The 23,295-nt window shown below is 44.1% G+C and carries 22 protein-coding genes; 8 read left to right on the plus strand and 14 right to left on the minus strand.

The features are described 5' to 3' along the window. Positions 1-36 precede the first annotated feature (36 nt). The 9 genes from P0M11_RS07300 to gpmI form a co-directional block, all read right to left on the minus strand. Positions 37-735 (minus strand): DUF3307 domain-containing protein, encoded by a 699-nt coding sequence (locus P0M11_RS07300; protein WP_275625089.1) that lies wholly within the window; start codon positions 733-735, stop codon positions 37-39. Beyond that, positions 732-1,340 carry a SatD family protein gene (locus tag P0M11_RS07305; protein WP_275625090.1) on the minus strand — a complete coding sequence of 203 codons (609 nt, stop codon included), beginning with the start codon at positions 1,338-1,340 and terminating at the stop codon, positions 732-734. Before P0M11_RS07305 ends, P0M11_RS07300 begins: the two co-directional genes overlap by 4 nt. Before the next feature lie 105 nt (positions 1,341-1,445). Beyond that, positions 1,446-1,874 carry a DoxX family protein gene (locus P0M11_RS07310; RefSeq protein ID WP_275625091.1) on the minus strand — a complete coding sequence of 143 codons (429 nt, stop codon included), beginning with the start codon at positions 1,872-1,874 and terminating at the stop codon, positions 1,446-1,448. Positions 1,875-1,930: 56 nt separating this feature from the next. Further along, the gene (gene era / locus P0M11_RS07315; RefSeq protein WP_158063624.1) at positions 1,931-2,806 is read right to left on the minus strand and encodes a GTPase Era; all 876 of its coding nucleotides are present in this window, start codon (positions 2,804-2,806) and stop codon (positions 1,931-1,933) included. Between the two features lie 66 nt (positions 2,807-2,872). Next, positions 2,873-3,640, minus strand: a complete 768-nt coding sequence (locus P0M11_RS07320; protein WP_275625092.1) for a class I SAM-dependent methyltransferase — start codon at positions 3,638-3,640, stop codon at positions 2,873-2,875. Beyond that, positions 3,640-4,449, minus strand: coding sequence for a type I methionyl aminopeptidase (map, locus tag P0M11_RS07325; protein ID WP_158063622.1), 810 nt, complete (start codon positions 4,447-4,449; stop codon positions 3,640-3,642). The genes P0M11_RS07320 and map overlap by 1 nt, the downstream gene beginning before the upstream one ends. A 4-nt stretch (positions 4,450-4,453) precedes the next feature. Beyond that, positions 4,454-4,885, minus strand: coding sequence for a hypothetical protein (locus tag P0M11_RS07330; RefSeq protein ID WP_158063621.1), 432 nt, complete (start codon positions 4,883-4,885; stop codon positions 4,454-4,456). 82 nt (positions 4,886-4,967) lie between these two features. Further along, positions 4,968-5,945, minus strand: a complete 978-nt coding sequence (locus tag P0M11_RS07335; protein ID WP_275625093.1) for an acyl-ACP desaturase — start codon at positions 5,943-5,945, stop codon at positions 4,968-4,970. 154 nt (positions 5,946-6,099) lie between these two features. Then, positions 6,100-7,629, minus strand: a complete 1,530-nt coding sequence (gene gpmI / locus P0M11_RS07340) for a 2,3-bisphosphoglycerate-independent phosphoglycerate mutase (RefSeq protein WP_275625094.1) — start codon at positions 7,627-7,629, stop codon at positions 6,100-6,102. Between the two features lie 100 nt (positions 7,630-7,729). Between gpmI and P0M11_RS07345 the strand changes: the two genes are divergently transcribed. Both P0M11_RS07345 and P0M11_RS07350 read left to right on the plus strand, forming a co-directional pair. Then, positions 7,730-8,053, plus strand: a complete 324-nt coding sequence (locus tag P0M11_RS07345) for a translation initiation factor (RefSeq protein WP_158063618.1) — start codon at positions 7,730-7,732, stop codon at positions 8,051-8,053. A 51-nt stretch (positions 8,054-8,104) separates the two neighbouring features. Continuing rightward, complete coding sequence (locus P0M11_RS07350) at positions 8,105-8,959, plus strand: nucleoside phosphorylase (protein WP_275625095.1); 855 nt, start codon at positions 8,105-8,107, stop codon at positions 8,957-8,959. A gap of 37 nt (positions 8,960-8,996) precedes the next feature. Here P0M11_RS07350 and P0M11_RS07355 read toward each other — a convergent pair whose 3' ends face one another. From P0M11_RS07355 to P0M11_RS07365, 3 genes are read right to left on the minus strand one after another with little or no spacing between them, the layout of a single operon-like run. After that, the gene (locus P0M11_RS07355; RefSeq protein ID WP_275625096.1) at positions 8,997-9,806 is read right to left on the minus strand and encodes a hypothetical protein; all 810 of its coding nucleotides are present in this window, start codon (positions 9,804-9,806) and stop codon (positions 8,997-8,999) included. A 36-nt stretch (positions 9,807-9,842) separates the two neighbouring features. Beyond that, entirely contained in the window at positions 9,843-10,661 is an 819-nt protein-coding gene (locus P0M11_RS07360; protein WP_275625097.1) for a hypothetical protein, read from the minus strand. A gap of 47 nt (positions 10,662-10,708) precedes the next feature. After that, positions 10,709-11,266 carry a DNA-3-methyladenine glycosylase I gene (locus P0M11_RS07365; protein WP_275625098.1) on the minus strand — a complete coding sequence of 186 codons (558 nt, stop codon included), beginning with the start codon at positions 11,264-11,266 and terminating at the stop codon, positions 10,709-10,711. 228 nt (positions 11,267-11,494) lie between these two features. Here P0M11_RS07365 and P0M11_RS07370 point away from each other — a divergent pair, with 228 nt between their 5' ends. Then, positions 11,495-11,806: a hypothetical protein gene (locus tag P0M11_RS07370; protein WP_158063613.1), complete on the plus strand. Its 312-nt coding sequence runs from the start codon at positions 11,495-11,497 to the stop codon at positions 11,804-11,806. A gap of 89 nt (positions 11,807-11,895) precedes the next feature. Continuing rightward, positions 11,896-12,717: an SDR family oxidoreductase gene (locus P0M11_RS07375; RefSeq protein WP_275625099.1), complete on the plus strand. Its 822-nt coding sequence runs from the start codon at positions 11,896-11,898 to the stop codon at positions 12,715-12,717. A gap of 68 nt (positions 12,718-12,785) precedes the next feature. Here P0M11_RS07375 and P0M11_RS07380 read toward each other — a convergent pair whose 3' ends face one another. Continuing rightward, positions 12,786-13,385 (minus strand): M28 family peptidase, encoded by a 600-nt coding sequence (locus P0M11_RS07380; RefSeq protein ID WP_275625100.1) that lies wholly within the window; start codon positions 13,383-13,385, stop codon positions 12,786-12,788. A gap of 183 nt (positions 13,386-13,568) precedes the next feature. Between P0M11_RS07380 and P0M11_RS07385 the strand changes: the two genes are divergently transcribed. Then, entirely contained in the window at positions 13,569-14,750 is a 1,182-nt protein-coding gene (locus P0M11_RS07385; RefSeq protein WP_275625101.1) for an acyl-CoA dehydrogenase family protein, read from the plus strand. A gap of 163 nt (positions 14,751-14,913) precedes the next feature. Here P0M11_RS07385 and ccsA read toward each other — a convergent pair whose 3' ends face one another. Next, entirely contained in the window at positions 14,914-18,207 is a 3,294-nt protein-coding gene (ccsA, locus tag P0M11_RS07390) for a cytochrome c biogenesis protein CcsA (protein WP_275625102.1), read from the minus strand. 273 nt (positions 18,208-18,480) lie between these two features. On the opposite strand from ccsA, the gene P0M11_RS07395 reads away from it, so the two are divergent. The 3 genes from P0M11_RS07395 (at position 18,481) to P0M11_RS07405 (ending at position 23,253) form a co-directional block, all read left to right on the plus strand. Next, a complete protein-coding gene (locus P0M11_RS07395; protein WP_275625103.1) occupies positions 18,481-20,991 on the plus strand; it encodes a DNA translocase FtsK in 2,511 nt (836 codons plus the stop codon). An 86-nt stretch (positions 20,992-21,077) separates the two neighbouring features. Next, positions 21,078-21,725 carry an outer membrane lipoprotein carrier protein LolA gene (locus tag P0M11_RS07400; protein ID WP_275625104.1) on the plus strand — a complete coding sequence of 216 codons (648 nt, stop codon included), beginning with the start codon at positions 21,078-21,080 and terminating at the stop codon, positions 21,723-21,725. Between the two features lie 67 nt (positions 21,726-21,792). Further along, the gene (locus P0M11_RS07405) at positions 21,793-23,253 is read left to right on the plus strand and encodes an LptF/LptG family permease (protein WP_275625105.1); all 1,461 of its coding nucleotides are present in this window, start codon (positions 21,793-21,795) and stop codon (positions 23,251-23,253) included. Positions 23,254-23,295: the final 42 nt, after the last annotated feature.

Consider the following 23,295-nt stretch of genomic DNA (forward strand, 5'->3'; position numbering starts at 1 on the left):
TCTTTTACTCTTTATTAATTCAACTTATCTTTCTTTTTACATTCGCACCAGAATACCGGTCATAACTGCAATACCAAAACTGAGCAGGGTTCCTACCAATACATATTCGGTGAGCTTACGCTGTTTGGCTTCCGCCAGATCACTGAAGCGGAACACAGATTTGGCGGCAATCATAAAACCTACACCTTCCCAGTGATTTACGATAATGAAGGTGAAAACCAATAAACGCTCCAGTATACCTATATATTTTCCGGCGTGTGTAAGACTTTCCGTCTGTACTTTGCTGTGCTCTATTGCCACGGGAGTCCAGGCGGAGAGCAGCGTCTTGATCAGGATAGAAACGGGGGTGGTGAGAAATACCGCACCGGTGAGGAATATCAGCGTCTGAGGACTTAGAAGGACTTTCAAATCAAACTGATCTGTGGCGAATCCCACACCTGCGATTACCAGTGCGTGCAACAGCTGGTCGGTAATGAACCAGGTCTTTTTGTTATTTGTCTTTTGAAGGTGGAGTTTCAGTGCATCAATGATGAAGTGACTTATACCCACAAGTGCCGCGATCCACCAGAGATCCAGATCCCAAAGGAAAACCATGCAAAGTGCTGTATGGATCAGGGTATGAAGATAGAGGTAAGGACTTGCGGTTTTCTTTGCTTCTTTATGGGCAACCCATTTGTTAGGCTGTAAAATAAAATCTCCGATGAGGTGAGCCAGTATGAGTTTAGTTAGAATCATGCCTTAAGTTCCGAAATTCGTTTGCGGAAAATCCTGTCTGTCTGCATTATAAGGTCATAATTTGCGCGCTTCAGGCGCTGGCTTACTGAAGACTGGGATATATTAAGCTGGCGGGCAACTTCCTCCTGGTTCAGGTTATTGTCTTTTATGAAAATCTGAACGATATCTGCCGAAACAGAGGACCAGTTGTCCAGGCTGGTGTTCATCCATTTGAAAGTAATATTCATTACTTCATCAAAATCGGGAAAGTCTGAAGCGATGCTGAGTGTCAGTTTCTCCGCTTTTATTTTCTCAAAGTTACGTCCGGAATGCACAAAGGCACTTCCTGTAGACTGTGTAATTTTCGGCGCTTTGAAATCCTGGTCACCAATACCGATAGACAGACGAACATCCAATCCTGAAATGCATTTAATCCTGGATTTTATTTCAATGGCCTTGCTGAAGGATTCAGAGGCATGCGGCAGCAAAAGCTGGAACTCATCACCACGGTAGATTTCCCAAATTTCGCTGTTTTCCGGCCCAAAAATACCGCGCAGTGCGTGATGCCATGTTTCGGAAGGGATACTTTGAGAATTGATAATGTCTCCGGTGATAACCGCTTTCATGTGTGCAAAGATACCATAATTATACAAGAGGACAAATATAAATTCATTTGCTTATAAACATCAATATAAGCAAAATCACTTATAAACTCAAAGATAAGCTTGGGGCTACCAACTACTGTCGCGGCGCTTTTCCAGCATACTGTCTATCGAATATCTACCGGGGCCGAAAGCAAAAAGCATCAGGTGAACCGAGAGATAGATCAGGCTGGCTTCACGCTTGGGAAAAGAATCGGAACTGTGTACAATAAGACCTGCCACGGCCATGGTAATGATGAGGAGAAAAACCGCAGGACGGCTGAAGAGCCCCAGAATGATGAATATAGAACCTACAAACTCCGCAATGACAGCGAGGATCAGTGAGAACCTTTCGCCCAGGCCCAGAAAATTGAAAAACTGAACCTCCTCACCGGAGGTAAGCTGCATGAGTTTAGGAAAACCATGCGAAATCATGGCAAAACCAATAAATATTCGTACCACCAAAAGTACGATATCTGCAATAAGCGGGTTTACTTTTACTGAACCGAAATAATTCATATAAAATAAATTTACGTTCAAATGTAACGAAAAAAACCCGTTAAACCTTACCCCGCCTAGCGGTAACCAAAGTTCTTCAGGTCACGGTCGTTCTTACGCCAGTCCTTCTTCACTTTCACGAAGAGATTAAGATGAATCTTCTTGCCGAAGAACTTTTCCAGGTCCAGCCTGGCCTCTGTACCCACTTTTTTGATGGCTTCGCCTTTGTGACCGATAATGATGCCCTTCTGCGTATCACGTTCCACATAAATAATGGAATCAATGAAGATAATACCTTCCTTCTCCTTAAACATTTCAGTAACCACCTCCACCGAATATGGGATTTCCTTTTCGTAGTTCAACAGGATTTTCTCGCGGATAGCTTCATTCACGAAAAAGCGTTCAGACTTGTCGGTATACTGGTCCTTGTCATAATAAGGTGGATTTTCCGGCAACATCGATTTAAGTTTCGGCAGAATTACATCGGTGTTGAAAGCCTTGAGTGCGGAGATCGGCAGAATTTCCGCCTTGGGAATACGTTCATGCCACTCCTCCATGATTCGTTCCAGATCCTCCTGATTGGACTGGTCTATCTTATTGATGAGAATAAGTACCGGCACAGGAATCTTATTGAGTTTCTCTACCAGAAATTCAAAGGGCTCCGATTTATCCAGAATATCCACGATGAAGAGGAAAACATCCGCATCCTGCAGGGAATCTTTCACAAAATCCATCATCTTCTCCTGAAGACCATATTTGGGATCCAGTACACCGGGCGTATCTGAAAATACTATCTGAAGATCCTCTTCATTATAAATTCCAAATATCCGGTGACGTGTAGTCTGCGCTTTCTGGGTCACAATGGCCAGCTTTTCGCCCATCAATTGATTGAGCAGCGTAGACTTTCCGGCATTAGGCTTGCCAACAATATTTACAAATCCTGCTTTATGCATTCAAACAAAAATTAAAAATTAACCGGAACGGAATGTCCCGACTACAAAGGTAATGATAACAATTGACTACTTTTTATATACTACGGGCAGGATTTCATTTTCCATAAGTCCGTATTTCTTACGCTCGGCTTCTGAAAATGTCCTGGAGTAGAAATTAACATCAACCTGGAAACCTACGCTTTCCAGGCGGGCAAAATAGTCCATCCCATACCAGCGTACATGGTCGTACTGTCCGAAAAGCCTCTGTCTTTCTTTAGGGTCAGTTACCGAAAAATCCTCATAGGTTTCCGGAAGCGAGTTCTTCATCGGTACCTGCAGTATTCCCCAGCCACCCCTCTTCAGCACACGGTAAAGTTCACTCATGGCCTTTCGGTCGTCCTGAATATGTTCCAGCACATGGTTACAGAAAACCACATCAAAGCTTTCATCATCAAACGGCAAATCCAGAATATCGGCCTTCACATCCACAATCGGCGAAAAAAGGTCTGCGGAAGTATAGTCCAGGTTTTTCATTTTTCTGAACCTTCTAAGAAATTCCTGTTCGGGAGCAATGTGAAGCACTTTATATTTTTTGCTGAAAAAATCGGTCTCATTCTGTAGATAAAGCCACATCTGACGGTGGCGTTCCAGACTCAGGGTACCCGGCGACAGGGCATTTTCGCGCTGGGTACCGTAGCCATAAGGCAGGAACTTCCGGTAGGACCTTCCGTCTATGGGATCGGTAAAGCGGGAACCTTTGAAAAAGAGATAAATGAACGGGCGGAAAAAAATGCTTAAATTAATAAGCACCGGCCGGGGAATTCGGTTCAGAAGAAATTTAAAAAGTTTCTTCATTAAAAATCCAGCGTAAAAGGGTCCTCTTCATCACTTACAATGCCCAGCGCCTCGTAAATGTATCTGTAAGTAGAAAGCAATACAGGTTTACCGCCAATGACACATACATCATGCTCGAAATGAGCTGAAGGCGACATATCCAGTGAAGTAACCGTCCAGCCGTCATCGTGAAATTTCACCTTTTCAGTTCCCATATTCACCATGGGTTCAATGGCGAGCGCAATGCCGTCCTTAATGACCTTGCCGCTACCTTTCCGGCCATAATTCGGCACCTGGGGATCTTCATGCATCTTCCGTCCGAGTCCATGACCTACGAGTTCACGCACCACACCGTAACCATGCTTCTCACAGTGCTGCTGTATGGCATAGGAAATATCGCCTATTCTTTTACCGCGAACACACTGCTCAATGCCTTTGTACAGCGATTGCTTTGTAACTTCAAGGAGTTTTTTGGTTTCGGGAGCTACCTCACCTACCTCAAAGCTATAGGCATGATCGCCGTAGAAACCGTTCATATAGACACCACAGTCCACGGACAGGATATCGCCCTCCTTCAGTGGCGTATCGTTAGGGATTCCGTGTACGACCTCAGCATTTGGCGAGATACACAGGTTTTTAGGGAAGCCGTACATTCCCAGGAAAGCGGGTTCACCACCATGGTCACGTATATATTCCCCACCCAGTTTATCAAGATGATTGGTCGTTACACCGGGTTGTATTTCTTTTGCCAGCAAACCGAGGGTTTTAGAAACCAGTTGGGCGCTATCACGCATCAATCTAAGTTCGGGCAGTGTTTTCAGATGAATCATAAGCTTACCAGAAAAGTCCCTTTTTTTTGTCTTTTTTTATTTTTGAATAGGCCAGCACCTCACCACCGTCCACACGGAATTCAATCCGCTGGTTGATGATATTGTAAATCTCGCCCCAACCCGGAAATCCGCCCAGGTTACGGTCGTCTATAAAGAGGTCTGCGTCAATTTTACGTGAGGCATTCTCACTGTCATAAATCTCTCCCTCAAAGCTGGAATTCACAGCGTAGAACTCCACGCCGTTCTTTTTGCAGAACTCCACGGCTTCCTCCAGAGATTTGCCGTGCCTGTAAGTCCATAGGATCAGTCGGTAGCCTTCAGACTGCAGTTTTTTAAGCGTTTCGAAAGCAAAAGTTTTTGGTTTTCCTATTCCGGGATAAGCATCATCTACGACGGTGCCGTCAAAATCTATTGCAAGTTTTTTATTGTTAAGCATTCTAAAACATTCAATATTAAAGTGCGCAAAGATACAAAAAGAGCCGGAGAATCTCCAGCTCATATATACAGTCAGACCTGCATCAGCTCTTTACCCATTTAAACTGATACTCCTGGTCGGGAGTAGCCAGTCTGTCGGTAATTCTCTGCAGTCTGGCAGGTAGTTTCATCAGGTACTCCTGGGCTTTCTGTGCCTGTTCATTCAGGCCGTCAATATGCTCAATTTTCCAGTCCTTCAGCAGTTCACTAAGGATGTTAATATAATCCTGTCCGGTGTACACCATAGCACGCTGCGCAGCATCTGAAAAATGTTCCCAAAGTTCACCTGCTTTCTGACCCGATTCACGCATCAGATGCGCCGGCATCACAATTTTTTTGCGCATCATATCTTCAAAGGCCAGCATCATTTCTGAAGGATCCAATTCAAAGATCCGGGTTACAAAATGCTTATAGGCTTTTGCATGCCGGGCCTCATCTGCAGCAATGACGCCGCACATCCTGGAAAGTTTGGTATTACCGGACTGCTTGGCCAGTGATCCTACCCTGCGGTGGGAGATATTGGTTGCAGTTTCCTGAAAACTCGTATAGACGAAGTTTCTGTATGGGTCCATGGAGGTTCCCAGATCAAATCCATCCTGAATTAAATATTGAGTAGTAATCTCCACTTCACGCATATTCACACGGCCACAAAGGTAAAGGTACTTGTTCAGCAAATCTCCATGACGGTTCTCTTCGGCCGTCCAGCTCCTTACCCACTGAGACCAGCCACTCTTCTGCTCCTGATCTACGCCGTCAATCCCCATAATCCAGGATTCATAACTTGGAAGTGCTTCTTCGGTGATACAGTCGCCGATCAGTGTTACGAAAAGGTCATAGCCCATTTCCTGAGCGTAAGTCTGCAGTTCTTCCACATCATATCTGAAGCTTTCCGCAGAAGGGTCCGGCAGAAAGTCGGTAGGCTGCCATATTTTTTCAACAGGAGTAAGGTACGAGGCAATAAAATCGTCTACCTCCTTACCCAAATTCTTCATCACCTCCAGTCTTACCAGTTTGTTGTACATCTTAACTTTTTTATAGAGTGCAAATATAGGTCAAAATACTCTTATTTTATGCATAAGTCCTTTGATTATAGCGCTTACTATGTACAAAAAACCATGTTTCGCTCCGGACGTTTTCAGTATATGCGACCAGTCCAGCGTGTCATTTCAGCAATTACTATTCCACCAGGATTTCACCCGTCATTGCCGGCGGCGGCTGAATACCCATCACTTTCAGGATGGTGGGTGCTATATCGCCCAGTTTTCCCGGGGTTAGCTGCCATGTTTTATCCGGATCCATTACAATCAGGGGTACCAGGTTGGTAGAATGCTGTGTATTGGGCGAGCCATCCGGATTGATCATATAATCTGAATTACCGTGATCTGCCAGGATGAAAACGGCATATCCCTTTTCGTAGGCTGCCGTCGCTACTTTTTCAATGCACCGGTCTACGGTCTCCGCCGCTTTCACGGCTGCTTCGAAAACGCCTGTATGACCCACCATATCCGCATTTGCAAAATTCAGACAGATGAAATCGGCAGTTGTATCATTTATTTCCGGCAGTATGTTTTCCACAATATCATACGCCGACATTTCGGGTTTGAAATCATAAGTAGGGACATCCTTCGGGCTGGGACACAGGATTCGTTTCTCATTTTCAAACGGCTCTTCGCGTCCACCCGAGAAGAAAAAGGTAACATGCGGATATTTCTCGGTCTCGGCCACGCGGATCTGTGTTTTACCGTGTTTTTCCAGCACTTCGCCCATTGTATCCTGAAGTACCTCTTCGTTGAACACCACCTTTACATCCTTGAAATCCTTATCATAGTTGGTAAGGGTTACATAATAAAGGTTCTGTTTATGCATCCCAAAGTCCGGGAAATCCTTCTGAGACAGCGCTTCAGTAATTTCCCTGCCACGGTCTGTACGGAAGTTGAAGCAGATCACCACATCTCCATTCTCAATCTTAGTCATCGGCAGATGGCTCTCCTTCAGGCAAATGATGGGTTTCATAAATTCATCTGTAATGCCCGCCGCGTAGGACTCTTTCATTGTTTGCAGTACGTCACGCGTCCGGATGCCCACACCTTTCACCAGTGCGTCATAGGCCTGTTTAACACGCTCCCATCTGCGGTCGCGGTCCATGGCGTAATATCTGCCTGTGACCGACGCCAGGTGCCCGCCGGTAACCTTCATATGAGCCAGCAGTTCTTCTATAAATCCAACACCTGAATAAGGATCACAGTCCCGTCCGTCTGTAAAAGCGTGGACAAAGGTCTTGTCTGCGATTCCATTTTCAAATGCGGCAGTAAGCAGTCCTTTCAGATGGTTGATATGAGAATGCACCCCACCGTCTGAACAGAGTCCGATAAAATGAACGTTCTTATTATTATCATTGGCATACTGGAATGCTTCAGTTATCACATTTTCCTTACCCAGCGTGGCATTTTCAACGGCCATATTAAGGCGCACCAGATTCTGATAAACAACCCGGCCCGCACCCAGGTTCATGTGTCCCACTTCTGAGTTGCCCATTTGACCAAAAGGCAGTCCCACGGCGATTCCGCTGGCTTCAAGGGTGGTATTTGGAAATTCGCGCAGGCAGCGGTCAATGAAAGGAGTATTTGCCTGAGCCAATGCCGATACTGCCGGATCTGTGCCCAGACCCCAGCCGTCAAGTATGGCTAACAATGCTTTTTTTGACATTATTTGATTTTTAATATCCTACAAATCTACTTATTTTATGTAGATTTGACATTGAAACGGGAGCGAATTGTTGCTTCCAGACGTAAAAACATAAATAAAGATGGACATACGGGATCAACTGAAAAATCTTTTTCCGGAACACGTAGAACAGGATTTTACAATGCCTGAAGAGAAATTTGTACAGCGCGAGCCTTTGCTCTGCAAATTCGAAAAAAAAGGCCGCAACGGAAAGCCGGTGACGGTTATAGAGGGATTTGAAGGTTCAGATTCGGACCTTAAGACAATATCAAAAAAAATTAAGACCACTTTGGGTATTGGCGGCTCCGAAAAAGACGGCACCATAGTGATCCAGGGCGACAACCGTGACAAAATTATGAAGATGCTGCAGGACATGGGATATAAAACAAAACGTGTGGGCGGCTGATGCAGAAACTATCACATCTTCTGTTATCTCTTTAATTTAAAACGAAAAATCATGATCAATAAACTTGCAGCTTCGGAACTTGTACTTAATGAGGACGGCAGTGTATACCATCTGAATCTTTTGCCGAAAGATCTGGCGCCAAAGGTGATCCTGGTGGGAGACCCGAACAGAGTGCCTAAAGTTTCAAAGTATTTCGACAACATTGAGGTCAGGAAAAACAAACGTGAGTTCTACACCCATACCGGAACGCTGCGGGGCGAGCGGATCACGGTGATGTCAACCGGCATTGGTACGGAGAACATAGACATCGTAATGAACGAGTTGGATGCCCTGGTAAATATTGACCTGAAGGCGAAAGAATTCCGCAGTGAACATCTGTCACTGGAGCTTTTCCGTTTAGGAACCTGCGGCAGCGTAAATCCGGACATTGAGGTGGACAATATGCTTGTTACCCAAAATGTGGTTGGTCTGGACGGTTTGCTGCATTTCTATCAGGATTATTCCTTTGAAAACGAATTTTCGCGGAATTTCCTGGCTAAATTCCCTTATGATCAGATAAAACCGATGCTTTATTTCGCAGACTGGGCAGAGGATATTTCGGGCTATTATGCCGATGCAAAATATCACGGGAATACCGCAACTTTTCCGGGATTCTATGCGCCTCAGGGCAGGCAGCTCCGGCTTAAAGCCTTAGACGATCAGTTCCTGGAAACCCTGAATGAACTTGGAGTAAGCAATTTTGAAATGGAAACATCTGCAATTTACGGACTTGCAAAACTTCTGGGACACAAAGCCCTCACCGTGAACTGTGTTATTGCCAACAGACGCCGAGGAGAGTTCAGTGCTGACCACCAGAAATCGGAAGCAAATATGATAGAATGGGTATTGGAACGGATCATTAAATAAAAAAGAGAGGATTTCAAAACTGAAATCCTCTTTCTATTTAGGGACATGATTTTTCGTATTCACCTAAAATTCCGAGAAACACCTCCATCTGACGTGCCTGCACCCTGGCTGCAACTTCATCAAACAGATTACGGGTTTGTTTCCTGGCGGCCAATTCTTTCATCGTTTCCTTGAATATCACCTGATAGTCCTTTTGAAGTTTCTTATCCAGCTGCTGCTCTTTTATTACTGTCTTATCAAAGAAATCCAGGTAGTCATTGAAGGGAGCACACTTGCCTCCTACCATTCTGAATGCATCAACGGTATTTTCAATGGACGAACCCAATTTGAAACTGATCTGACTTTTAGGTTTTACAGCGAGCACAGCATACGGATCAGCGCTTTTCTTTAGGTAAAAGTTACTGTGCGTGTAGTAGCAAGACATACCTTCGCACCGGAAGACATTGGAACCATAAAGCTGAATCTTGCCGTCACGCAGGAGGAACTCAAACTCTTCATCGGTTTCAGCGCTTAGTTTAAAGTTATTGGTAACCTGCTTCACCTGAATCTTTTCCTGAATTTTAGCGATATCTGCGCCGTTGTAATAAACGATTCTCTTTACATCACGGGAATTCAGCCTGTTCCTTTTTTTTGTTTCCGTGTCGGCGTACTGAAAGGCAGCAATTCTGTTGCTCAAAATAAAACCTCCCATTGATGTGGAGCGGGTTACTTCTGCTATAAAATGACCGCGTACTGTACTTCCGTCCTCCATGGCGAACTCGGCAATATAATCCTTCTTGTCCGCATATTGCGCAAAGAAGTTGGAGGAAACCAAAAGCATGGAACTAACGAGTAAAATTTTCTTCATGTTTTATCTGATATCTGGTTATTTTTCTAAATTAAATTAATGCTTGCAGTTTTTCTCATACTCGAATACGATTCCCGTATACATTTTCATATAAAACTCCATCATATTTTCGGCAATGGTGTTATTTGTTGTGGCCTTCCCCTTCCTTCTTGCGCGGCCTTCCTTGATGCTCTTTCTAAAAATGGCCAGCCATTCCTGACTGTACTGTTTACGAAACTCGCGATCCCGAAGCTTATTTTGTAAAGAGTCCAGATAAATATTAAAGTCGGCACAGCCTCCACCTACCATTCGGAAGGCTTCAACCATTTTTTCATCAACTTTTCCCATATTGAAGAGGTTCAGGCGATCATAATCTATAGGCATGATGGCAAAATCATCCTTAGCATTTCTGATGTAAATTCTTGTATTTGCATAGGAACATGCATTGTTGGTACAGTTATATGAGGTAGAGCCATAGATCTTTATTTTCCCGTCATACAGCAGTGGCTGCCAGGAATCATAAGCCTTATCCACAATTTCGCCTTTAATATTCACCGCCTTCAGCTGCAAACGCTCCAATCCCAGTATTTCATCCTCGTATTCATCCATGAACCTCACCTTCTTAACTTCTTCAGCATTTATCTTCAGTATTTTACTTTCTGCTTCAAGCTTATATTCGAAATTATGAATATCCGAACCTTCAATATAAGTATAGAGGCTTTGCGTGGGATAAGTATACCTATAGAACAATACCGGTTTTTCAGATCCATCATTCATTGTAAATACGGCCCGCGAGTAAATTTCCCTGTCACTTTCTTGTGCAGACAGTGACGACTGTGTCCCGATAAGGACGAAACCCAGTAAAATTCTCTTCATATTTTTGTTATATCAACAAAACTAACAATAAAAAGGTACGGTGCAACTTATTTTTTGCAATGACAGTCCACCAGATGATCATCCACCATTCCGGTAGCCTGCATATGTGCATACATCACTGTGGAACCTAAGAACTTAAATCCACGTTTCATTAAATCTTTGGCAAGAGCATCTGAAACGGCACTCGTAGCGGGCACATCACCCGTTGTAACGGGCCTGTTGATGAGCGGCGTGCCGTCTACAAAATCCCAGATGTATTCCGAAAAGCTTCCGAATTCCTGCTGTACTTCCAGAAAACGCCGGGCATTATTGACGGTAGCCAGAATTTTTAGCCTGTTACGTACGATGCCGGCATCCGACATGAGAGCGGCAACTTTTGTTTCTTCATAAAGTGCGATTTTGCTATAATCAAAATCATCAAAAGCTTTACGGAAATTTTCACGCTTCTTCAGAATGGTGTACCATGAAAGTCCCGCCTGGAAACTTTCGAGCACCAGGAACTCAAAAATAATATTGTCTTCATACACCGGCTTTCCCCATTCCTCATCATGGTACGATCTGTAAAGCTCATCCTTCTCAGACCAGGGACATCTTTTTAACTCCATATTGTTCTTTTACTCACTAAGTAACAGGCGTGCAGAAATTAATTCGGCCGTAAGGGTAAATGTAGGCATTATATCCATTTAAAATGCTGATCCCCCAAAATGATTTTAATCTGCAAATGAAGAAATGCTAAGGTTAAATAGGTTTAACATAATATTAACGAAATTCGGAATATTAATTGTTGTATCAGAACTACCAAATCACAATTATTAATTTAAAAAAATCAAAAAATGGACAATCAAGATTACAACAAAGCAGAACACGCAGTAAACAGTGCAAAGTGGACCGTAAATGATTATGCAGACAGAGCTAAGGACTACATCCGCGAGCAAAAGCGTAACAACAGGGAAGCTACTGCTGAAGGCTGGATGGAGAGAGCCAAAGATAATGTTCAGGATGCCTGGGAAGATACTAAAGATGCAGTTTCCAGCGCATGGGAGAAAACAAAAGACTGGACAGAGGAGGCTTGGGAAGACACTAAAGATGCAGCCGATGACGCTGCAGATACTACCAGAGATACTTGGAGGGATACAACAAGATAATCAGTTAAACAGAGGGTCGAAGTAATTCGGCTCTCTTTTTTATGCCCCGAACAATTAATTTCTTACTTTTGTTATTCAAAAAATAAATTATGTCATACGGATTATTAAAAGGAAAAAAGGGGATTATTTTCGGCGCACTGAATAGCCAGTCCATTGCCTGGAAGGTTGCTGAAAAATGTCATGAAGAAGGTGCTGAATTTATTCTGTCCAACGCTCCTATAGCCCTGCGCATGGGTGAGCTGAACGAACTTGCTGAAAAAACCGGTTCCGAAGTAATTGGTGCCGATGCAACTTCAGTAGAGGACCTTGGAAAACTCTTTGATGCAGCCGTTGAAAAGTTCGGTAAGATCGACTTTATTCTGCATTCCATTGGTATGTCCGTGAACGTAAGAAAAGGCAAGCATTATACGGAAATGAACTACGACTGGCTGGAAAAAGGCTGGGACATTTCCGCTGTTTCCTTCCACAAAGTAATGCGCGTGGCCTGGGAAAAAGACTGTATGAACGAGTGGGGTTCCATTTTAGCCCTTAGCTATATCGCTGCGCAAAGAACTTTCCCTGACTATAATGACATGTCCGATAACAAAGCCTATCTGGAAAGTATCGCCAGAACATTCGGTTATTATTGGGGCGAAAAGGCAAAAGTGCGGGTAAATACCATTTCACAGTCGCCTACCATGACTACCGCCGGCAGTGGTGTGAAAGGTTTCGGTGGCTTCTTTGGATATGCTGATGATATGTCGCCGCTTGGCAACGCATCAGCGGAACAGTGTGCCAACTACTGTGTATCCATGTTCAGTGACCTTACAAAAATGGTTACGATGCAGAACCTCTTCCACGACGGAGGCTTCAGCAATACAGGAGTATCGCAGAAGGTAGTCAACAAATATGACATGAACGCTCCAGAATAATTATTCAGAATACAGAAATGAATCCGTTCCTCACCGAACGGATTTTTTTTATCTGGAAACCTTCGGAATTACCGGCAGGCTAAGATTGCCTGATTCAGAAACGCTCTGAACAGCAAACAGGAAATTGTCTTTGGAAAATGGTATAGTTGCCGATGTTTCACTGGTAAATATATCCTGGCACTCTCAATAACTGCGGCTACTCCACTGCCGTCATCATTGGCGCCGGGCGCCGCTGTCTGCCAGTCCATCACATCCGAGGCTCTTGAGTCCAGATGTGCGCCAATAACGAAGATTCTTTTGTCGGATGGGTCTGTACCTTTCAGTAATGCCACAGGATTCCCCAGACTGGTCCTTCTGCTGATGCGTTTACCGTCCGGCCGCACATCCTGATTTTGGAGATATACATGCATACGTCCATCTGAATTTGCGGCATAGGTCCTGAATTTGGACAGCACCCAGGATTTGGAAGCACCAATACCCTTTACAGGATCGGATGTGGAACTCATGGTATGGCGTGTACCAAAACGCACAAGTTTTTCTACATATGATCTGAGGGAGTCACTGCTTACTGAGTTTACAAGAAGATTAACCTCGGGATCAGTACCGGTTTTCTGGGATTTAAGTGTGAATGACACCAGGATTGTACAGGTAATGAGTATACCTTTCATAAGCATGTGTTTAGAAATGCCGGTGCACGGTGCATCTGATAAAAGTAAACAAAATTAGCACAGCTGCTGAATGGATTCCTGAAAATGGCGAAAACTTTGGCGAGGCCGTAGAGAAATTATTCAACCTGAAATATTTCCTCACGTAGACGAAAAATCTTAATTTTAGCAAAATCAAAAAAAATTATGTCATACTACCCGCTTACCACTATTCCGGACTATTTCTTAATGGACAGCATGCTCACTGATGAGCATAAACTGATAAGACAGTCGGTTCGCGATTGGGTGGAGAGTTTCGTAATGCCAAAAATTGATGATGCGGCACAAAACCATACTGATATCCCCAACCTGATGAAGGAATTGGGAGCCATTGGCGCACTGGGGCCTTATATTCCGGAAGAATATGGCGGTTCCGGTCTGGACCAGATTTCCTATGGTATAATTATGCAGGAGCTGGAACGTGGTGACTCCGCGGTACGCTCCGCAGCTTCTGTTCAGAGTTCGTTAGTTATGTTTCCGATTAATGAATTCGGTTCCGAAGAGCAAAAGAAAAAATTCCTGCCCGGATTGGCCAAGGGAGAATTAATCGGTGCTTTTGGACTTACAGAACCTAACCACGGATCAGATCCGGGCTCCATGGAAACCTATTTTAAAGACAACGGTGACCATTATTTGCTGAACGGTGCCAAAATGTGGATTACCAACGCGCCACTTTGTGACCTCGCAGTGGTTTGGGCTAAAAATGAAGACGGAAAAGTTCAGGGACTTATTGTTGAAAGGGGCTTTGAAGGTTTTACTACACCGGAAACACACAATAAATGGAGTTTACGGGCCTCAAAAACCGGTGAGCTTGTATTCAATGATGTAAAGGTGCCAAAAGAAAACCTGCTGCCAAATGTTATGGGTTTGAAAGGACCACTTTCCTGTCTCAATTCTGCCCGTTACGGTATTTCCTGGGGGGTTATCGGAGCGGCAATCGACTGTTACTGCACGGCACTGCAGTATTCCAAAGAGAGAAAGCAGTTTGGTAAACCTATTGGCGGATTCCAGCTGCAGCAGAAGAAACTGGCTGAATTCCTTACTGAAATTACCAAGGCACAACTTCTCTGTCTCCAATTGGGTAATTTGAAAAATGAGCATAAAGCAACACCTGCCCAAATATCAATGGCCAAAAGAAACAATGTGAAGATGGCTATTGACATCGCACGCGAAAGCCGTCAGATTCTGGGAGGAATGGGAATAATGGGTGAGTTCCCGATGATGCGCCACGCAGCCAACCTGGAATCAGTAATTACGTATGAAGGAACACACGATGTTCATCTGCTGATTACGGGTCTGGACATTACTGGATTCAATGCTTTTTCCTAGAAAAACAGCAAACAGAGCATAAAGCAGGGCTGCCGCACGCGAGTGTGACAGCCTTTTTTGTCGCATACTAAAATAATTGAACCGCAGATTGTGAGTCTGCAGGATTCATCCAAAAAAACAGAAGGACCTGTCTGAGGTCCTTCTGTTATAATTATAAATGATCTTATGATTTCTTTGACTTATCAAAAGTCCTGAATTTCAGATAGGAAACCAGAGCCAGCAGCAGCATTCCTCCAGATCCTATATACACCCAGGCCGGCACGGGAATCGGATCACCCGCTGCATAGGAATGAAGACCGCTCAGGTAATAGTTCACTCCAAAATAGGTCATCACAATACTTGAAATAGCAAACATGGTAGCTACATGGTAGGCCCAACGGCTCCTGAGCCCAGGAACCAAACGCATGTGCAGCACAAAAGCATAAACCATCACCGAAATAAAGGCCCACGTTTCCTTAGGGTCCCAGCTCCAGTATCTTCCCCAGCTTTCATTGGCCCAAATGCCGCCCATAAAGGTTCCTATCGTAAGGGCATACAGTCCGATCGTAAGAGACATCTCTGAAACTATAGTTAGTTCTTTCAGGCTTCGGTCGTTGTGTGCTTTGAAATCTTTCTTACGGGCCAGAATGTAAAAAATCAGGCAGATTATCGCTATTACAAAGGACAAGCCGAAAAAACCATAACTGGATGTGATGATTGCCACATGTATAATAAGCCAGTATGATTTAAGTACAGGAACAAGAGGTGTGATCTGAGGGTCCAGCGCAGAGCCACCGTGTGCGAAGCCCATCATAATAACGGCTACCGTAAATCCGGCTGCCGGGATAAGTGCATTGGAATTCCTATAGAGAACCAATCCGGAGGTAATACCAACCCATGAAATAAATACAATGGCTTCATATCCGTTACTCCACGGTGCGTGCCCGGAAATATACCATCTGCCCATAAGACCCAGTAACTGAAGTACCCAACCTATCAGACCAATAATAAGTACTGTTTTTATGATTTTATCCAGCACTCGGCTTGGGCGGAACAGGTGTACAAAGCCCAGAACTATAAGGATGAGCGCGATAAAAGTATAAAAGATCAACAGACGGAAATTAATGTCAACTTTTGTCATGAAGACTTCCAGGTCCACCTTGGATTTGGCTGGAACTACATTTTTTCCCCAATTCTGCTGATAATCACTTAACTTCTTAAGTTCTGCATCGGCCTGAGACCAGTTACCGCTTTGCTGTGCCGCTACGACCGCTGCAAAATACGGTCCCATTACTTTCTGGCTTTCCATATCCGGTTCGAAGTTCTGGTCCAGCCAGGAATGCCAGGTAGAGTTAGGATCATTCTTTACAGGAACTATTCTCATAAACTGCCCGCTAAAGAATTCATTGAAAATCTGGACGCGTTCGTTTACGGCAATTACCTCCTTATCATAATTACTTTGCTCAGCTGGTTTTTTCCGAAAAGCTAAGTTATAGTCTTCCTCAAGAACATACTTTAAATTTCCGGATGCGTCAGATGGGAACAGACTCATCAGGCTGGCGTAACCGTCATCGTTGGCTTTTGTCTTTCTTTTAAGTTCTTCACCACCTTTGCTTCCTATTTTGATCAGCGGCACCATGGTCCAGCTTGGCGTATCTGTATTTACAGACAGAAACCACTGTTCAGCCGTCAGGTAGTTATCTCCCGTTCCTTTAAATTTATCTTTTTTATAAAGTTTCCTGAGCACGTCAGTAGCCTGCGTGCTCATAGGTACAATACGGCCGTCATAATTCTGTACAAGAAGATAGGCAAATTTCTCCGCATGTTCGCGGGAGATGCGGGTTTTGGCAATTGCTTCGTCTGCACTGATCATCTTCATCGTGCTGAATGAGCGTGCCACAGAATTCTGTGAAGGCTGTTCCGGAGCTGGAGCTGTCACTGCATGGCTTTCCCCGGGTGCATGGTTGTGGCCATCGTCTGCCGAATGCTGTACCTGTACCCTCTCGCGGCTTCCATCGCTCGTACTGTGCGTTTCTATCTTCTGGGCATTAAGACCCAGCATTATAAAGAGCGCCACAGCACTGGCTGTGCGGGTTTTGTTAATGTTCTTCAGCATTTTATTGAGTTTCCAGAAATGGGTTCCCTTCCAGAAGAAGATGACAAACATAGCCGTGAAGAGGAAGAAATAACCTATATAAGTGATAAGAGTTCCCCAGAAGTCATGATTCACGGAAAGTACTGTACCCTGTCTGTCCTCATCAAAACTGGCCTGGAAAAAACGGTACCCTTTATGGTTGAGTACATTATTCATATAAATCTTGTAAGGGGTTTCCTTGCCTTCGTCAATAATGGTAACGTGGCTTTCGTAAGCACTTGGCGAAGAACTTCCGGGGTACGTTTCCATAACAAAATCTTCCAGACGCAGTGCGAAAGGTGTTGTATACACTTTCGGACCGAAGCCCAGCATGATGTTCAGCCCGTCTATTGAGATCTGTTTGAATAAATTTGGATTTCCCCGCTCCACAACCAATTCTACGGTCTGTTTGGTTTTGGGTCCCTGCACTTCCATTGTCAGCGCATCGGGTAGTGACTGATCCTTCTTCTTATCCCCTTCAAAAGCGATCAGTTTGCCTTTTTTCAGGCCCTCCGGTACAACTATACGGATATCGTTGATGGTGTAGAGACTTCTAAGTGCCAGCGGCTCGTAAACATTCTGTTTTACATTTCCACTATCCTGCGTAGCCATAACCATATAGTTTGCGTCCACAGGTGTTTTAATAAATAGTTTTCCGTTCTCGCTTTTAAATTCAATGGCGCCGTCTATGGGCCGGTTATAGCTAACCAGTGTGCCGCCCAGTGATTTACTTTCGCCGGGTTTCAGGTAATAGTTAACCCTGCCTTTATCTCCTGCCGATACAAAATGCAGGTATTCCAGGCCATTGGGATCTGCCACCAAGCTGTCTTTCTTACGCTGTACAAAGTCAATGGTCCTAACAGATATTTTCTGGTCGTGGAAGTTATAGGAAGCTTTCAGGTTCTTATTAAGAGGAGACATCAGATAGGGAATGTCCTGATAACGCAGTACATCTCCCTTGTCTTCTATCTGAATCTTCAGGAAATGCTTATCAGTTACAATCTCATTCGAAGTATCGCCCTCACGGATATGCATGATTCCTTCATAACTTATATAACGGGTGATGGCTCCGCCAATGAAGAGCAGTACAAAAGAAAGGTGAAAGATCAGCACCGGCCATTTTTCACGTTTCCAAAGTCGGTAGCGCGATATATTTCCAATGAAATTCAGGATGAGAAGAAACATTACAAGCTCAAACCATTTGGCTTCATAGATAAGGGCTTTTGCGGTAGGTGTTCCGTAATCATTTTCAAGGAAGGTGGCATATCCCATCGCAGCCGCGTACACCAGCATCAGCACTGCCATCGTACGTGTATTGATAAGGATGTTCTGGATTTTTTTCATTGTAAATCAGTTAAATTTTCAGCGCTAAAAGACTGAAATAATATTTTTTAGTGCATCAATCAGCAAAAATACACGCAATAAATTAGAAAAGCCAATCCGATAGCTGATATTTATCAATTGAATTTGTTGTTAACATTAATTTAATATTGAAATCCTGTCTGATGCTGAGCGTGAAGTTTCGTGCTTCACCATAGGACGGCAAAAACAGTTTCATTTGCAGCGCCGCGACAGCAAATCATACCTATTTTTTACTAAATTTGCCGGCACTGACCTATGGAAAAGAACACAAAAAACACAACAGCTGCCGTGGCAGAAAACAGCAGAATACTTTCAAAACCGCGAATATTTTTTGGAATTATATTATTGGTACTGTCACTTGTAATGGCAGGGTCCTTCGCTTCATACCTGATGAACTGGAAAGCGGATCAAAGTCAGGCTGGAACGATGCTGGACCGCAGTGTAAAATCTTCAAACCTTTTTGGAAAACTGGGCGATTGGTTTGGAAAAATATTTATTTTCGACAGTATTGGTGTGGCGGCATTTATCGTGGCCTTTCTCTTCTTTGTGGTGGGCATGCTCATTCTGAAGAAAAAATATTTCAAACCCTGGAAAACCATCGGTCATTCCCTGTTCTTCATTTGCTGGCTGCCCATTTTCTTTGGCGCAGTTACGCAGGGAGTCGGAACCTTGAGCGGGGTGTACGGTTTCCAGGTTGTTGATTTTCTGATCTCAGTAATAGGAATGGTGGGACTTTGGGCAGTTATAGGCGTCAGCATAGGCATGTATTTTATCTTGGAATTCAATATGCGTCCCAGTGCCATAAAAAGTAGACTGAATGATATTAACGACAAAACACTTGGCAAAATAAAAGGCATGATGCCCAGTTCATCTGAAGATTTTGAAGCGGATACCCAATTGGAGGAGTCGGCAGGGAATGGAGATGCACCACCCACCACAACTTCAGCCGAAGATGACGAAGAACCCCGCCGCATCAGCACAATAACCGAGCTGCCGAAAGGTTTTCCTGAAGTAGAAGTGAATACCGGCCTTCAAACCATAACTACGCCCAATAACACCTCTTTTGAGGAATTGGACGAAGCGGCAACCCACACTGTGACTCTCACGCCCGGCACTCCTGTTACCGCCTCGGCGCCGGTCTCATCCTTTAAACAGGAACCGGACAGTTTTGAATTTAAAGTGGAAGTAGCACGGGAGACCGATGAGCCGGAAGATGAAACCGACCTAAGGTCGGCAGATTTGGTGAAACAGCATGGGCTGTATGATCACACTCTTGACCTGGCTAAATTCCAGATGCCCACCATCAATCTGCTTAAAGATTATGGCTCCGAGGAAATCTCCATCAATAAAGAAGAACTTGAGGAAAATAAAAATAAGATTGTAGGACTGCTCAAAAATTTCAATGTGGGCATTGCCGAAATAAAGGCTACAATCGGACCCACCGTTACCCTCTATGAAATTGTACCTGAAGCGGGTATACGTGTTGCTGCCATCAAAAAACTTCAGGATGATATAGCGCTTAACCTTTCCGCCATGGGGATACGGATTATTGCACCCATGCCTGGTAAGGGAACCATAGGTATAGAGGTTCCCAGGAAAAACCCCACAATGGTCTCCATGAGAAGCGTACTGGCTTCCCAGAAATTCCAGAATACGGATATGGACCTGCCGGTGGTATTCGGTAAAACGATATCCAATGAAATCTTCATGGCCGACCTGGCAAAAATGCCCCACCTTCTTATGGCCGGTGCCACAGGTCAGGGTAAATCTGTAGGTATTAACGCGATCCTTACCTCACTACTGTACAAAAAGCACCCGAGTGAACTCAAATTCGTAATGGTGGATCCCAAGAAAGTGGAACTGACGCTGTACTCGAAGATTGAACGGCACTATCTGGCAAAACTGCCCGATTCTGAGGATGCGATTATTACCGATACGCACAAGGTGATCAATACCCTTAATTCCCTGTGCATAGAAATGGATACACGTTATGAGCTTTTGAAAAATGCCTTCTGCCGTACAATCAAAGAGTATAACGGCAAGTTTAAAGAACGTAAACTAAACCCGGAAAACGGACACCGCTATCTGCCTTATATCGTTCTGGTAGTGGATGAGTTTGCCGATCTTATTATGACCGCGGGTAAAGAGGTGGAACATCCTATCGCGCGCCTGGCCCAGCTGGCCAGAGCCGTGGGCATCCATCTTATTGTAGCCACGCAGCGTCCGTCTGTAAATGTAATTACGGGGATGATCAAAGCCAATTTTCCGGCACGGGCAGCCTTCCGCGTAATTTCCAGCATCGATTCGCGTACAATTCTGGATGCTACAGGTGCAGACCAGCTTATTGGTAAAGGAGATATGCTTTATTTTAACGGAAACGAGATTCTGCGCCTGCAGTGCGCTTTCGTAGATACTCCTGAAGTAGAAAAAATTGTAGATTATATAGGTGCACAAAAAGGTTATGCATCAGCCTTCATGCTGCCGGAAGTTCCGGCGGAAGATGGCCAAAGCGGGCCTGCTGCCTTTGACCCTAACGAAAAAGACGCCCTGTTTGAAGAGGCGGCCAGAATTGTAGTTTCCACCCAGCAGGGCTCAACTTCCATGCTGCAGAGGCAACTGAAACTCGGATATAACCGCGCGGGCCGGATTATGGATCAGCTTGAAGCGGCCGGCGTTGTGGGTGGATTTAATGGCGCTAAAGCGCGTGAAGTTCAGATTACTGACCTGAATTCCCTGGAGCAGTTTCTGCAGGATTTGAAAAACTAGAAAATACAGCCTTGGCAATAATGGAATACTTTTTGAGTTTATAGTGGAGATTCAAACAAAAGTTTAATTTTATAAACAGACAAAAAATGAATAATATATTTGTGAAGCTGGCCGTAGGTGCAATGGTAGTAGGTACTGCCGCAATGATGCAGGCTCAGAAAATTGACACTAAGTCCCGACAGATCCTGGATGCGGTTACAGCTAACTATAAAGCCAAGAAAAATTCTTATTTCAAATTTACCTTTGGTTCCGGCATTAACGGGCAGGTAAACAAGACCGAAACCGGAATTTACTATGCAGAAGGACCCAAATACAAACTGAAAATCATGGGTACTGAGCAAATCTTTGACGGTAACAGGATATACAATATCAATGATGACGACAAGGAAGTAACCATAGCCAAGCCCAACGGCAGCGATGTGATGTTTTCGCCTACAAGTTACCTAACTTCCTATAAGAAAGATTTTAATGCTACTTATTCGGGTAAGAGAACAGTAAACGGCGTAAATACCGATTATATAAAACTGACACCGGTAAAAGCAAACGGTCTGAAACAGGTGAACCTGTATGTAGATACAGCCAATAAGCAACTGGTTAAGCTGGAACAGCACGGTACCAACAAAGATGTCGCGGTAATAGCCATCAAGGAGTATAAAGATAACCAAAACCTGGCTTCGGACATGTTTACATTCAACAGACAGAAGTTCCAGAATTACGTAATCACCGAACTGTAATTAAATAACAATCATAAATTTGAAAGTCACAAAGCAATTCTTTGTGGCTTTTTCTTAATTTTGAAGGATGTTTAAATTATTAGACCGTTATATTATAAAAACTTTTTTCGGTCCGTTCTTTTTTATATTCAGCGTCCTCTTTTTTATATTCATCGTCAACATCGTATGGATACAGCTTGGGCAATTTATGGGCAAAGGCCTTAGCTATTGGGAAATTATCAAGCTGCTGTTTTACTATGGTGTAGGAGTCATCAATCTTGTGCTGCCGCTTACTATCCTGCTTTCCTCCATAATGACCTTTGGAGAACTTGGCGAACGTTATGAACTGGCCGCAATGAAAGCTGCCGGAATATCACTGACCCGGGTAATGACCCCACTCTTCTTTGTGTCGGTTTTTCTCTCAATTATACTTTTTTTGTTTCAGAATAATATTACTCCGGACTTCCAGCGGAAGGCCAAAAATATGCTCTATAATATTGTACAGTCGCGGCCGGCTCTGAACTTTACACCCGGGCAGTTTATAGACCAGATTCCGGGTTATCTTGTAAAATTTGACAAAATCAGTGGTGAGAACGGTGAGAATCTGGAGGGTATTTACATCCACAAAAAAGCCAATTCCTACGAAAACCAGCAGTCCATACGCGCCCACCGCGGCAAGCTGGCACCTTCTACTGAAAACCAGAACTACCTTAAACTGATTCTCTTTAACGGATATGTTTTCGAAGACCAAATTGCGAACCAGAATTTTGAGGCGAGAAACAAACAGCCGGACCAGGCCATTAAGTTTGATACCCTAACCTCCCATTTCGACATCAGCGAAATCATAAACAAAGCCATTGAAGAAGAAAAGATCACCGATGACTACAGATTCCAGACTTATAACCAGCTTACCACAACTATAAACAAGACGAAGGACGAAAATACAAGGATGTTCAACAACATCAATGTGGACCTCGTGAGCCAGGTGAACCCTTATATGAGCTACATTGACAAAAAAAAGGTGCCGCCGGGCAAGCTTAAGGCACAGGTCAGGATGGATACGCTGAAGCAGGACGTCCAGCTGCGGGCACTGGCAGGGGCATACCAGAAAATTGAATCCCTGAAAGTGAGCATTCAGAACCGCGAGCAGCAAATGCTTCCCACTATTAAAAGCTTTAGCCGGGTAGTGCTCTATCAGCAGCGGATCATTGCCTATTCCGTGACATGCATCATTTTCTTTCTGATTGGTGCCAGTTTGGGCTCCATTATCCGGAAAGGAGGTATGGGTTTGCCGGTAGTCATTGCCATCATCATCTTTATTGTATTTTATGTAATGAATATCTCGGTGGAAAATCTGGCCTGGAACGGCACGCTGAACCCATTTTTGGCCGCCTGGATTCCTAATATGATTCTCTTTCCGTTCAGTATCTGGCTCACCTACAAAGCCCTTACTGACTCACAGTTATTTGATGCGGAGAAGTACAGGTCATTTTTCAAACCGCTGATCAGGATCTTCAGCAAAGAAAAGGAACATCAGCGTTATCAGTAAATTACGGTAAAATAAACCTGGCGGAGCTGCACAATTTGCAGC

The organism is Kaistella sp. PBT33-4, assembly GCF_029194425.1.
GTDB lineage: Bacteria > Bacteroidota > Bacteroidia > Flavobacteriales > Weeksellaceae > Marnyiella.